Source organism: Stenotrophomonas sp. GD03958 (genome assembly GCF_029839005.1).
In the GTDB taxonomy this organism is placed as follows: Bacteria; Pseudomonadota; Gammaproteobacteria; order Xanthomonadales; family Xanthomonadaceae; genus Stenotrophomonas; species Stenotrophomonas hibiscicola.
In genome coordinates this window covers 42274-55908 of the sequence record NZ_JAOBZT010000007.1, presented here as the reverse complement: position 1 = coordinate 55908, position 13635 = coordinate 42274, and the positions used below count along the sequence as shown (strand labels likewise).

The following is a 13635-nucleotide window of genomic DNA, read 5'->3' as shown; positions in this document are numbered from 1 at the left end:
GCCGGAGCGAGCGCATGCAGAGCTACTACTGGGTCAAGACCTTCCACATCGTGTTCGTGGTGGCGTGGATGGCCACGGTGTTCTACCTGCCGCGCATCCTGGTGAACCTGGCCGAGACCGCGGGCCAGCCGGCGGTGAGCGAGCGCCTGCAGCTGATGGGCCTGCGCCTGTACCGCTTCGGCCACTCGATGTTCGGCCTGGCATTCCTGCTGGGCCTGTTGCTGTGGCTGGGCTACAAGGTCATCCCCGATTTCCCGACCATGGTCGCGCCTGGCGGCGCCGGCTGGCTGCATGCCAAGCTGGTGCTGGTGGTGCTGCTGCTGGTGTACTTCGGCTGGATCGGCCGCCTGCTCAAAGGCGTGGCCAAGGGCAGGGCGCTGCCGTCGTCGCGCGCGCTGCGCTGGATCAACGAGATCCCGCTGCTGGCGTTCATTCCGATCGTGTGGCTGGTGCTGGCCAAGCCGTTCTGAACGGGGCGCGCTGCGCGCGCGGCGCATCGCACAGATGCATCCACGCATGGCGTGGATCTACTGGGTGCAGCTGTGGCTTTGATGTCCAGGTCCGCCATGAGCGAGCCGAGCATCGCAGGTGAAACAGGGGCGAAGAGGCGCCGATGTCTGAGCGCAGCGAGTTCGGCGCCGTCCCCTGATTCACCGAGAAGCGCAGGGAACCGGTGCATAGCACCGGTTCGCGTTCGGCGGCGTGTTCTTTGGTTACTTTCTTGCACGAGCAGGAAAATAACAAGCCGATGAATCAGGCTGCCTCGTACGTGCCGTAACTGCGCAGGCGCGTGTAGCGCTGTTCCAGCAGCTGTTCGGTGGACAGCTTGTCCAGCGCGTCCAGCTCGTTCAGCAGCACGGCCTTCAGGCGCTTGGCCATCTGGGTCGGGTTGCGGTGGGCGCCACCGGTCGGCTCGCGCACGACCTTGTCGACCAGGCCCAGGCTCTTCAGGCGCGGGGCAGTCAGGCCCAGTTGTTCGGCCGCTTCCTTGGCCTTGCCCGCGTCCTTCCACAGGATCGAGGCGCAGCCTTCCGGCGTGATGGTCGAGTACACCGCGTATTCCAGCATCACGGTGCGGTCGCCCACACCCAGTGCCAACGCACCGCCGGAGCCGCCTTCACCGATCACGGTGCAGATGATCGGCACCTTCAGCTCGGCCATCTCGATCAGGTTGCGCGCGATCGCTTCGGACTGGCCGCGCGACTCGGCGTCGATGCCCGGCCAGGCGCCGGCGGTGTCGATCAGGGTCAGCACCGGCAGGCCGAAGCGCTCTGCCATCTTCATCAGGCGCAGTGCCTTGCGGTAGCCCTCCGGCTTGGGCATGCCGAAGTTGCGCTTGATCTTTTCCTTGGTGTCGCGGCCCTTCTGGTGGCCGATCACCATTACCGCGCGGCCATTGATGCGGGCCAGGCCGCCCATGATCGCCTTGTCGTCGGCGAAGGCGCGGTCACCGGCCAGCTCCTGGAACTCATCGAACATGACGCGGATGTAGTCGGCGGTGTACGGACGCGACGGGTGCCGGGCCAGCTGCAGCACCTGCCACGAGGTCAGGTTGCGGAAGATCTGCGCGGTGCGCATGCGCAGCTTGTCCTGCAGCGCGTGCACTTCCGCCTCGACATTGACCGCCGGCCCGGCACTGGCGTTGCGCAGTTCCTGGATCTTGGCTTCCAGGTCGGCGATGGGTTGCTCGAAGTCGAGGTAGTTCGGATTCATCGGAAGCCGTCGTGTAAAGAAGGGGGCAATTCTAGCCGAATGCGTGCAAACCACCCGTACGCCTTCGTCTGGAAGGCGACGGTAACGCAGCCGGGCAGGCGGCGCCAGTCAGCTCAGGGCACCACCAGGGCGCTGCGGCCCATCAACTGGCTGCGCTGGGAAACGAAGTCGTTGTAGGCCTCGTTGGCCTCCCGGCCCAGGCCGCTGCCCAGGGTGGCGGTGGCCGAGGTGAAGGCCATCTGCGCGTCGAAGTCCTGCTTGCGCAGGGCCTTCTGTTCATCGGCGGTGGTGGCCTTCAGCCAGCGCGCATAGACCTCGCGCAGCGGCGCGGCGTGCGCCTCGAAGGCGGGGTCAAGGGCCGGCAGGCTGGCCGGGGCCGGCTCCAGGCTGAATGCCGGCGCGACGTAGCCGGCCGGCTGTTGGCGCTTGAATGCACCGGGTTCGCCCATGCCTTCTTCGACGTAGGCGATGAAATCCGGGGCCGTGAACACCTTGGCCACGATCTGGCCGCCGCTGGAATCGACGTGGGCGACCACCTTTTCCTTGGGGAAGGGTTCGCGCACGCCGTAGGTCCAGGTCTTGTCGATGAACAGGTCGTGGCGCTTCTCGAAGGGGCCTTCGAAGTTGACCCCGCCCAGTTCGATCCCGTTGTTGCCGACGCCGAAATTCTTCAGCTTGCTCTCGTCGGTGACATAGACCTCGCGAGCAATCACGTACTCGCTCAGGGTCGGGTTGATCAGGCCGCCACGACCGTCGACGTAGACGATGAAGCGCACGTCGCCAAGCGCGTCTGTGTGCAGGCGATGTTCGCCAATGGCGAGCGAGATCGGGCGCGAGCCGTGCGCGGCCACTGGCACGTCCTGGCCGTCGATGCTCAGCGCCAGCGGCGCGTCGGTCGGGTTGTCGATCTGGAACTCGATCTTCGACGGCGAGCAGGCGGCCAGTGCCAGTGCGGCAACGAACGGAAACAGCAGGGTCTTCATGGGCGATCGTCCTTGATGGTTGGAACGGGAAAACAGGAACACGAAGGAGCCAGCCTCAGCTGGCCCACGGCGGGCTGTAGCGCACCTTCAGCGTGCGTACGGCCGGGTCGGCGCGCAGCGCCTCCATCAGCTTGGAATCGATGCGTACCGCGCTCTGCCCGGAGACATCGAGCATGCCGGCGACACCGCCGTGCGGGCCCTTCAGCAGCAGGTCCAGGCGCAGCGGCGTGCGCCCCGGGCGATGGCGGTCGAGCAGGGCATTGATGCGCTCCCAGACCGGGCGCTGCTGGCGCAGGTCCAGGCGCAGCGACAGCCGCGTGGCGTAGTTGGCGCAGACTTCGTCGAAGTCCCAGCACTGGCGGATGCGCAGCGCGTAGCCACCGTTGAACTCGTCCTCGCGCAGGCCGCCCTTGACCACCAGGATGCGGTCCTTGGTCATCAGGTGGCCGAACTCGGCCATTGCATCGGAGAACGCACTGCACTCGACGCGGCCGCGGCCATCCTCCAGCTGGATGAAGATCTGGCTTTCGCCCTTGCGGCGCACGCCGACCACCTGGCCTGCCAGCACGGTCTGCACCTCCGGGCGCCAGCGCTTCTCGCCGCCACCGCCGCCACCGCTGTTGGCGCTCCAGATTTTCTCCACCGAACCCAGGTCGTTGCCTACCAGATCGCGCACATCGTCGCGCCAGGGATCGAACGGGTGGCCGCTGAGGTAGAAGCCCAGCGTGTCGCGCTCGCCGTTGAGGCGCTGCAGCAACGGCCATTCTTCGGCTTCTGGCAGGTCCAGCTGGATCGAAACGGTGCTCGGGTCGGGCCCGCCAAACAGCGAGTTCTGTCCGGACGCACGCTCGCGTGCCATCTGATCAGTGGCCTTGATCACTTCCGGCAACTGCAGCATCAGCGAGGCACGGTTGCGGCCGAGCTCATCGAGCGCACCGCAGTTGATCATCGCTTCCAGCGTGCGCCGGTTGAGCTTGGCCGAGCCGACGCGGGTGCAGAAGTCCAGCAGATCCTTGAACGGGCCGCCCTTCAGTCGTTCCTCGACCACCGCTTCGCAGGCGCCCTGGCCCACGCCCTTGATCGCGCCCAGGCCGTACTGGATCGTGTCCGGGGTGACCGCTTCGAACATGAAGGCCGACTGGTTCACCTTCGGCGGCAGCACGGTCAGGCCGAGGTTGCGCACCTCGTCGAGGAAGCCGACCACCTTGTCGGTGTTGTCCAGGTCCGAAGACAGCGTGGCCGCCATGAATTCGGCCGGATAATGGCGCTTCAGCCACGCGGTCTGGTAGCTGACCAGTGCGTATGCAGCGGCGTGTGACTTGTTGAAGCCATAGCCGGCGAACTTCTCCATCAGGTCGAAGATCTCGTCGGCCTTGGGGCCATCGACGCCGCCCTTGGCCGCACCTTCGCGGAAGATCTCACGGTGCTTGGCCATTTCCGCCGGCACCTTCTTGCCCATCGCGCGGCGCAGCAGGTCGGCGCCGCCCAGCGAGTAGCCGCCGACGATCTGCGCCATCTGCATCACCTGCTCCTGGTACACCATGATGCCGTAGGTGTCCTTCAGGATCGCTTCGGTGCGCGGATCGGGATAGATGATTTCTTCCTGGCCGTGCTTGCGCGCGTTGAACGAAGGAATCAGGTCCATCGGGCCAGGGCGATACAGCGACACCAGCGCGATCAGGTCTTCGAAACGGTCGGGGCGCGCGTCCTTCAGCAGGCGGCGCATGCCCGAGGATTCGAACTGGAACACCGCGCCGGTGTTGCCGTTGGCGAAGATGTCCTTGTAGGTGGGCGCATCGTCGAGCGGGATCGCGGCAATGTCGACCGGCGGAATGCCCGCGCGTTCGTGGCGCTTGTTGATCGCCTTCACCGCCCAGTCGATGATGGTCAGCGTGCGCAGGCCGAGGAAGTCGAACTTCACCAGGCCCACTTCTTCCACGTCGTTCTTGTCGAACTGGGTGACCGGGTTCTTGCCGAGCCCATTTTCGTCGTGTTCCGCATACAGCGGGCAGAACTCGCTCAGCGGCTCGGGCCCGATCACCACGCCGCCGGCGTGCTTGCCGGCGTTGCGGGTCAGGTCTTCCAGCTGCAGCGCCAGGTCGATCAGGTCGCGGACATCGTCCTCTGTCTCGTAGCGCTGGATCAGTTCCGGCGACGCCATTTCCGAGCTCGGGCCTTCCTTGCCCTTGCCCAGCGCATCCTTCAGGTGGATGCCCAGGATGTTCGGGATCAACTTGGAAACGCCGTCGACCAGGCCGTACGGGAACCCGAGCACGCGGCCGGAGTCGCGCACCACCGCCTTGGCGGCCATGGTGCCGTAGGTGATGATCTGGCTGACGCGCTCCCGCCCATACTTGCGCGCGACGTAGTCGATCACCTCGTCGCGGCGGTCCATGCAGAAGTCGATGTCGAAGTCGGGCATCGACACGCGTTCCGGATTGAGGAAGCGCTCGAACAGCAGGTTGTACGGCAGCGGATCCAGGTCGGTGATCTTCAGCGCCCACGCCACCAGTGAACCGGCACCCGAGCCGCGGCCGGGGCCGATCGGAATGCCCTGGTTCTTGCCCCATTGGATGAAGTCGGCCACGATCAGGAAGTAGCCGGGGAAGCCCATCTTGATGATGGTGTTGAGCTCGAATTCCAGGCGTTCGAAGTACTCTTCCCGGGTCTTGCCCGGCGCCAGCGGATTCTTCTCCAGGCGCTCTTCCAGGCCCTCGCGCGACATCTTCTGGATCCAGGTATCCAGCGTTTCGTCGTCGGGCACCGGGTAGTTGGGCAGGAAGTAGGTGCCCAGCCGCATCTCGATGTTGCAGCGCTCGGCCAGCGCCAGCGTGTTGTCGATCGCGTCGGGGATGTCGGCGAACAGCGCGCACATCTCCTCGGCCGACTTCAGGTACTGCTGGTCGCTGTACTCGCGCGGACGCTTGGGATCGTCCAGCACGCGGCCGGTGGAAATGCACACGCGCGCCTCATGCGCGCTGAAATCGGAGGGCGACAGGAAGCGCACGTCATTGCTGGCCACCACCGGCAGGCCACGCTGGCCCGCAGCCATCAGCGCGAACTGGTTGAAGGTTTCCTCGCCCTCGCGGCCGGTGCGGGTCAGCTCCAGGTGCAGGCCATCGCCGAACACCCGTTGCCAGTCGGCCAGCTGCTGCTCGGCCAGCTCATGCTTGCCGTCCAGCGCCAGGCGTCCGGCCAGGCTCTGCCGGCCGGCCAGCGCGAACAGGTTGGCGTTGCCGGCCTTCAGCCAGTCCGGGTGGATGGCTACGCCGCCTTCGGGGCGATGGCCTTCCATCCAGGCGCGGGTCAGCAGCCGCGACAGGCTCAGGTAGCCTTCGCGATCACGGCACAGCAGGGTCATCCGCCACGGGTCCTGGCCTTCCTCGGCGATCAGCACGTCCGCACCGGCGATCGGCTTGATGCCCACGCCTTCGGCGGCCTTGTAGAACTTGACCAGGGCGAACAGGTTGTTGAGGTCGGTCACCGCCAGCGCCGGCAGGCCGAGCTCGACCGAGCGCGACAGCAGGTTGGCCTGCTTGGCCTTCTTCGGGTCCGCCTGGTCCGGCTTGGCCGGCACACGGATGGTGGAGTCCGCCAGCGAGAACTCGGTGTGGACGTGGAGATGTACGAAGCGGGAGTTGGACATGCCGGACCAGGTTGGAGCGCGCGGGCCCCGGGTGCTGACGGAGGTTCGTCGCCGGGGTCGGGAAGCGCTGGAATGCCCGGTCAGGGTAGCGAGGGCAGGGGGTTGCCACAAGGCTTGACAGGGGCACAGCGTGGCGCCGGATTCAGGCGTGCGGGAGGCCGCCTTCTGTAGAGCCGAGCCCATGCTCGGCTGTCCACAGCAGCCGAGCATGGGCTCGGCACTACAACTCCAGCTGACTCAGGCGATGGCCGCGACAGCCGGCGCTTCCAGGCACTCGCGCACTGGCGCGAAGCTGCGGCGGTGCTCCATGCAGGGGCCGTGCTCGCGCAGGGCGGCCAGGTGGGCCGGGGTGCCGTAGCCCTTGTGCTGTTCGAAGCCGTACTTCGGATGGCGGGCATGCACCTCCTGCATGTAGCGGTCGCGCGAGACCTTGGCCAGGATCGAGGCGGCCATGATCGCGCGGTCGATGCCATCGCCGCCGACCAGCGCCTGCGCCGGTAGTGCCAGGCCCTTGGGCACCACGTTGCCGTCGATGCGCGCGAAGCCGGCCACATGGGCGACCGCTGCAACGACGTCACGCATGCCCTGCAGGGTGGCCTGGTAGATGTTCAGGCGGTCGATGGTGTCCACGTCCACCAGCACCACATGCCAGGCCAGGGCGCGCTCGATGATGCGGTCATGCAGCTGCTCGCGGCGGGCCGCGGTCAGCTGCTTGGAGTCATCCAGGCCGTTGATCCGTGGTCGCGACGGGTCGAACACCACCGCTGCCACCGCGACCGGCCCAGCCAGTGGGCCACGGCCTGCCTCGTCGACGCCAGCGACCAGGCGCTCCGGCTCGACCACGGGCGCACCGTCGAACAGGGTCAGGCTGGCTGCGGCGGCGTGACGGCGGCTCATGCCTGTGCCTGGTCGCGCATCAGCAGTTCGCCAACGGCGTCGGCGGCACGCGCCGAGGCGTTGCGGCGCAGCCGCTCGTGCAGGCGCACGTAGGCATCCTGCAGATCGGTCACCCGCTGCGGGTGGTCGAACCACTGCTGGATGGCCGCGGCCAGCTTGTCCGGCGTACAGTCGTGCTGCATCAGTTCCGGTGCCAGGTCCTGCCCGGCCAGGATGTTGGGCAGGGCGAAGCGGTCGACCTTGATCAGGCCGAGCGCCTTCACCAGTCGATAGGTCAGTTCGTTGACGCGGTAACCGACCACCATCGGCCGCTTCACCAGCATGGCCTCCAGGGTCGCGGTACCGGAGGCCAGCACCACCACGTCGGCGGCGATCATCGCGTTGCGCGCCTGGCCATCCAGCACATGCGAATAGGCCACCGGCAGCGCCGAGCGCGACAGCTGTTCCTCGATCAGTTCCCTGCAGGCCGGGTTGGCGGCAGGCACCACCACATGCAGGCCCGGAATGCGTTCGGAGACCTGCCAGGCGGCTTCGAAGAACGGTTCGCCCAGGCGCGAGATCTCGCCCAGGCGGCTGCCCGGCAACACTGCCAGCACCTTGGCCGAGGCCGGCAGTCCGAGCGCGGCGCGTGCTTCCTCGCGATTGCCCTGCAGCGGAATGTCATCGGCCATCGGGTGGCCGACGAAGCGCGCGTCGATGCCGTGCCTGGCATAGATCGGTGGCTCCATCGGGAACAGGCACAGCACCAGGTCAGCGCTGCTGCCGATCTTCTCGGCGCGCTTTTCGCGCCAGGCCCAGACCGAGGGACTGACGTAATGCACGGTGCGCACGCCACGCTGCTTCAGCCAACGCTCGATACCCAGGTTGAAGTCGGGGGCGTCGATGCCGATGAACACGTCCGGCTGCCAGTCAAGCGCACGCTGGCGGAACGCCGAACGCAGCTTGAGCAGGCGCGGCAGGTGGCGCAGCACTTCGGTCAGGCCCATCACCGCCAGCTCGCTGGCATCGTGCCAGGTCTGGCAGCCCGCGCTGCGCATGGCGTCGCCACCGATGCCGGCGAACTCGGCATTCGGGAAGCGCGCTTTCAGTTCGCGGACCAGGCCCGCACCGAGCAGATCGCCGGAGGCCTCGCCGGCCACCAGCGCGATCCGCAACGGGCGCTCGCTGAGCACCCGTTGCGCCGGGACGCTGCCGGTCATCGAGGCCAGCGGGATCACTGCGGCGCCGGCCGGCGCCTGGCCGGTCGTGCTGCTCATCGCAGCAGGGGCCTCTCGGCGTGCTCGATGAAGTCCAGCATCGCCTTTACGTCGTCGCTGTCACGCGCCTGCTCGGTCAGCTGCACCTTGGCCTCTGCCAGCGGCAGGCCCGCCACGTACAGCGTGCGGTAGGCACGCTTGATGGCCGAAATGCGGTCAGCGTCGAAGCCACGTCGCTTCAGGCCTTCGCTGTTGATGCCGCGCGGGCGTCCCAGCGAATCAGTACCGACCATGGTGAACGGCGGTACGTCACCATTGGTCAGCGCGCCCATGCCGAGGAAGGCATGCGCGCCGATCCGGCAGAACTGGTGGGCACCGGCGAAGCCGCTGATGATCACGTAGTCGCCCACGGTCACATGGCCGGCCAGGGTGGTGTTGTTGGAGAACACGCAGAAGTTGCCGACATGGCAGTCGTGCGCCACGTGCGTGTAGGCCAGCATCCAGTTGTCGTTGCCGATGGTGGTGATGCCGCCGCCGCCGCCGGTGCCACGGTTCAGGGTGACGAACTCGCGGAACACGTTGCGGTCGCCGATCACCAGCTCGGTGCGCTCGCCGCCGAACTTCTTGTCCTGCGGCTCGCCACCGATCGCGGCATGGCCGACGAAGCGGTTGTCGCGGCCGATCCGGGTCGGGCCGTGGATGCTGCAATGGGGGCCCACCACCGTGCCGGCACCGATTTCAACGTCGGGGCCGATCAGGGTGAAGGCGCCCACCTGGACATCGTCGGCCAGGCGTGCGGCCGGGTCAATGACGGCGGTGGGGTGGATCCGCGGTGCGTTGTCAGTCATTGCTGCCTCCAGTGGATCATCCCTTGGCGCCGGCACACATGACCTCGGCCGACGCGACGACTTCGCCGTTGACCTTGGCTTCGCCGTAGTACCAGCCCATGTTGCGGATCAGGCGCTTCATCTGCACGTCCAGCATCAGCACGTCGCCGGGGACGACCTGCTTGTTGAAGCGGGCGTTTTCCACCTTGACCATGTAGAACAGCTTGGACTGCGCATCGCGGCCAAGCGTGAGCTGGGTCATCACGCCGCCGGCCTGCGCCAGCGCTTCGATGATCAGTACGCCGGGCATGATCGGGCGGCCCGGGAAGTGGCCCTGGAAGAACGGCTCGTTGATGCTGACGTTCTTCTGCGCCAGGATCCGCTTGGCCTCGACGTCGAGTTCAAGCACCCGGTCCACCAGCAGGAACGGGTAGCGGTGTGGAAGCAGTTCCTGGATCTGGCAGACGTCGATCGGAAGCTGCAGCGAATCGTTCATTCTTTCTCCTTGCCAGCAGCCAGGACGCGGCGAGCCAATGCGTCCAGCTGCTTGAAACGCGCGGCGTTCTTGCGCCACGTACGGTTGTCGGTCAACGGGGTGCCGGATGAGTACTCGCCCGGCTCATGGATGGAATTGCGGACCACCGACTTGCCGGTGATCACGACCTTGTCGCAGATCTCCAGGTGGCCGACAACGCCGACGTGGCCGCCGAGCAGGCAATAGCGGCCGATCTTGGCGCTGCCGGCGATGCCGGTGCAACCGGCGATGGCCGAATGCGCACCGATCTGCACGTTGTGCGCGATCTGCACCAGGTTGTCCAGGCGCACGTCTTCGTCCAGCACGGTGTCTTCCAGCGCGCCACGGTCGACGCAGGTGTTGGCGCCGATCTCGCAGTCATCGCCGATGCGCACGCCGCCGAGCTGCGGCACCTTGATCCACTTGCCGGCGTCCATCGCCAGGCCAAAGCCGTCGGCGCCGAGCACGGCACCGGGATGCACGCGCACGCGCTTGCCCAGCCTGACCCGGGTGACCAGGGTGACCCGGGCGATCAGCTCACAGCCGGAATCCAGGCTGCAGTCCTCGCCGATCACGCTGCCGGCGCCGATGATGCAGTTCTCGCCGACCACGCTGCGCGCACCGACGGAGACGAACGGACCGATGTGCGCGCTGGCCGCAACCTGGGCACTGGGGTCGATCACCGCGCTGGGGTGGATGCCCGGCGGACGGGTCGGCGCGATGTCGAACAGCGCGGCGATCTTGGCGAAGGTGGTGTACGGGTCCTTGGCGACGAGCGCGGCGCCGGGAGCGGACTCGGCGTCTTCGGTACGCAGCACCACCAGCGAGGCCTGGCTGTCGGCCAGCTGGGCGCGGTAGCGCGGGTTGGCAAGGAAGGTCAGCTGGCCAGGACCGGCATGGGCGAGGGTGGCCACGCCATGGATGGCGGTGGCGGGGTCGCCATGGACCTGCAGGCCGAACTGCTCGGCGAGTTGCTGGGCGGTGTAGGTGGGAGTATTCACGGCGGGAGTTTAACGTGAGACGCCATTGCGGTCATGCGGGGTCAAAAGCGGCGCCTGCCTGATGTCCCGGGGTGATGGCGCAGGGGGCTGCCCAGGACACGCCGTAGACCCATCTCTGGGGGCTCGATGGCGCCTTGCTCGTGCGCGCTGTCCTGCGCACACGGCAAGACCGGGGTTGGGCGTCCTGCCCAACCCGCCCGAGGCATGCCTCGGGCCCATGGCGCCAACGGTCCTGGTCAGCCCCCTGCGCCATCACCAGATGATTTCACGCGAGCGCGGGAAGTAACGGTGGTGAGCAAGTAAAACGAAAACGCCGGGCAGAGCCCGGCGATTCGCACCCCGTCTGGTGGAGAGCCCCCCTTTGTTGAGGGGGGCGCCAGCGGCGCGGGGGATAGGTGGAATGCGGGGCAGTTCTGGCGAACCGCCTCACGGTTCGTCAGAACTGCCCACCGAACGTGAATTGCAGGCGTTCGATCTTGTCATCGTCTTCCTTCTTCAGCGGGAAGGCGTAGCTGATCGAGATCGGGCCGACCGGGGCGCGCCACAGCAGGGCCACACCGGTGGACACGCGCAGCTCGTTGGCCTTGAAGTTGTCCACGCCGGTATACACGTTACCGAAGTCGACGAAGGCCGACACACGCGCCGACGGGCTGTCGAACAGGCGCGGGAAGTAGGCCTCCACCGACCCAACGGTCTTCAGCGAACCACCCAGCGGCTGGCCTTCCGGATAACCGGTGGTGACTTCGCGCGGGCCGAGTGTGTTGTCCTCGAAGCCGCGCACCGAGTTGGTACCACCGGCGTAGAAGTTCTCGAAGAACGGCAGGCCGCTGGCGGTGACGGTGCGGGTGGTGCCATCCGGATTGGTCAGCGTACGGGTGTAGTCGTTGCCGTAGGCATCGCCGTAGCCGATTTCGGCGCGGGTGTTGATCACCAGCGACGGCATGATCGGCCAGTACTTGCTGATCTGGTAGTTCAGCTTGTAGTACTCGATGGTCGAACCCGGCAGCGTGGTTTCCAGGCCGATGCGCTGGTAGGTACCGCGCGTGGGCATGAAGTAGTCGTTGCGCGAGTCGCGCGCCCAGCCCAGCTCGGTGCGCCATGCGTGGAAGGTGCGCTTACCGACTGCGTTGATGTAGTCGATGATCGACTGCGGGGTCGAGCCCTGGTACGTGGTGATCTGGTTGCTGTCGATGCCGAACATCAGCGAGACGGTATCGGTCTCGGTCAGCGGCACGCCAAACACCACCTGCGCGGCACCGTTGGTGCTGTTGTACTGCGCGGTGTTGAAGTCGGAGTAGTCCAGTTCGCGCCAGGACAGGTTGTAGCCCAGCGAGACGCCGTCATCGGTGAAGTACGGGTTGGTGTAGCTGAAGCCGTAACGCTGCAGGTAGCTGCTGCGCGAGGCTTCGACCGACACGCGGTTGCCGCCGCCGAGGAAGTTGTTCTGCGACAGCTGCACCGACGTGGTCATGCCGTAGGACTGCGAGTAACCCAGGCCGAACACGAAGCTGCCCGAGGTGGTTTCCTTGACGTTGTAGACGACGTCGACCTGGTCGTTGCTGCCGCTGACGGCCGGGGTCTCGACGTCCACCGATTCGAAGTAGCCCAAGCGCTGCAGGCGGATCTTGGAGCGGTCGATCGCGGCCTGCGAGTACCAGCTGTTCTCGAACTGGCGCATTTCGCGACGCATCACTTCGTCGGACGTACGCGTGTTCCCGCGGAACAGGATGCGGCGCACCGACACGCGCGGGCCGGGCACGACCTGCATGTTGATGGCCACGGTCTGCTCGGCGCGGTTGGTGGTCGGGATCGGGTTCACCTTGGCGAACGCGTAGCCGATGTTGGACAGCGAATTGGTGATGGTGTCCGAGCTGAACTCCAGCAGCGCACGCGAGAACGTATCGCCGGACTTTTGGATCACCATGCGCTCGACGTCCTCCTGCGGGAGGATGGTGTCGCCGCTGACCTTGATCTCGGAGATCTTGTACTGCGCACCTTCGGTCACGCCGGCGGTGAGGAACATGTCGCGCTTGTCGGGGCTGATCGACACCTGGGTCGAATCGATGCTGAAGTCGACATAGCCGCGGTCCAGGTACCAGGAATTGAGCTTTTCCAGGTCGCCGGACAGCTTTTCCTTGGAGTACTGGTCGTCACGGCGGTACCAGGACGCCCAGTTGTGCTCCTTGGACTCCCAGGTTTCCAGGATGTCCTTGCTCTCGAACTTTTCGGTGCCCACCAGGTTGACGTGGCGGATCTTGGCCGCCTTGCCTTCCTTGATGGCGATGGCGATGTCCACGCGGTTGCGGTCCAGCGGGCTCACCGTGGGGGTGATCTCGACGTTGTACTTGCCGCGGTCGTTGTACTGGCGGCGAAGTTCCTGGGTCACGCGGTCCAGGCTCAGCCGATCAAAGGTGCCGCCCTCGGTCAGGCCGATGTCGGACAGGCCCTTGAGCAGCTGCTCGGACTTGATGTCCTTGTTGCCGGTCACGGTCAGCTTGTTGATCGCCGGGCGTTCCTTGACGGTCACGACCAGGATGCTGCCCTGGCGGTCCAGCTGCACATCCTCGAAGAAGCCGGTCTTGTACAGGGCGCGGATCGTCTCGCCGACCTTGCTGTCGGTGACCGTCTCGCCACGTTCCACCGGCAGGTAGGTGAACACCGTGCCCGAGCTGATGCGCTGCAGGCCGTCGACGCGGATGTCGCTGACAGTGAAGGGCTCGGCTGCCTGGGCCAGGGCGGGGGCGCCGGTGACGGCGGCAAGGGCGAGGGCCAGCAGGCGGCGATTGGGGAGTCGCGTCATGTCACGTCCGGTAGGAAGGTCGATTTCATTGGTGCGGGATGCCGACGCTGTAGACGGC

9 protein-coding genes and 1 pseudogene are annotated in these 13635 nt (G+C 66.4%); 1 reads left to right on the top strand and 9 read right to left on the bottom strand.

Going from position 1 to position 13635, the window contains the following annotated elements:
* The first annotated feature begins 14 nt into the window (after positions 1-14).
* Positions 15-470, top strand: a complete 456-nt coding sequence (locus N5C25_RS03880) for a CopD family protein (protein ID WP_058983414.1) — start codon at positions 15-17, stop codon at positions 468-470.
* 283 nt (positions 471-753) lie between these two features.
* Here the strand turns inward: N5C25_RS03880 and N5C25_RS03875 are convergent, their stop codons facing one another.
* The 9 genes and pseudogenes from N5C25_RS03875 to bamA all read right to left on the bottom strand — a co-directional run bounded on the left by N5C25_RS03875 (position 754) and on the right by bamA (position 13577).
* Positions 754-1713: an acetyl-CoA carboxylase carboxyltransferase subunit alpha gene (locus N5C25_RS03875; RefSeq protein ID WP_019659134.1), complete on the bottom strand. Its 960-nt coding sequence runs from the start codon at positions 1711-1713 to the stop codon at positions 754-756.
* A 113-nt stretch (positions 1714-1826) separates the two neighbouring features.
* Entirely contained in the window at positions 1827-2696 is an 870-nt protein-coding gene (locus tag N5C25_RS03870) for a hypothetical protein (protein WP_021203669.1), read from the bottom strand.
* Positions 2697-2751: 55 nt separating this feature from the next.
* Positions 2752-6342, bottom strand: coding sequence for a DNA polymerase III subunit alpha (gene dnaE, locus N5C25_RS03865; RefSeq protein WP_021203670.1), 3591 nt, complete (start codon positions 6340-6342; stop codon positions 2752-2754).
* A 237-nt stretch (positions 6343-6579) separates the two neighbouring features.
* Positions 6580-7239 (bottom strand): ribonuclease HII, encoded by a 660-nt coding sequence (locus N5C25_RS03860; RefSeq protein ID WP_019659131.1) that lies wholly within the window; start codon positions 7237-7239, stop codon positions 6580-6582.
* Positions 7236-8399, bottom strand: a pseudogene (gene lpxB / locus N5C25_RS03855) (lipid-A-disaccharide synthase); the annotation flags it as partial. The pseudogene lpxB and the gene N5C25_RS03860, both read right to left, overlap by 4 nt.
* Before the next feature lie 92 nt (positions 8400-8491).
* Complete coding sequence (lpxA, locus tag N5C25_RS03850; protein WP_005415844.1) at positions 8492-9283, bottom strand: acyl-ACP--UDP-N-acetylglucosamine O-acyltransferase; 792 nt, start codon at positions 9281-9283, stop codon at positions 8492-8494.
* 16 nt (positions 9284-9299) lie between these two features.
* Positions 9300-9758, bottom strand: a complete 459-nt coding sequence (fabZ, locus tag N5C25_RS03845; RefSeq protein WP_005415845.1) for a 3-hydroxyacyl-ACP dehydratase FabZ — start codon at positions 9756-9758, stop codon at positions 9300-9302.
* Positions 9755-10777 carry a UDP-3-O-(3-hydroxymyristoyl)glucosamine N-acyltransferase gene (gene lpxD / locus N5C25_RS03840; RefSeq protein WP_058983423.1) on the bottom strand — a complete coding sequence of 341 codons (1023 nt, stop codon included), beginning with the start codon at positions 10775-10777 and terminating at the stop codon, positions 9755-9757. Before lpxD ends, fabZ begins: the two co-directional genes overlap by 4 nt.
* Before the next feature lie 436 nt (positions 10778-11213).
* Complete coding sequence (gene bamA / locus N5C25_RS03835) at positions 11214-13577, bottom strand: outer membrane protein assembly factor BamA (RefSeq protein WP_021204147.1); 2364 nt, start codon at positions 13575-13577, stop codon at positions 11214-11216.
* Positions 13578-13635 lie beyond the last annotated feature (58 nt).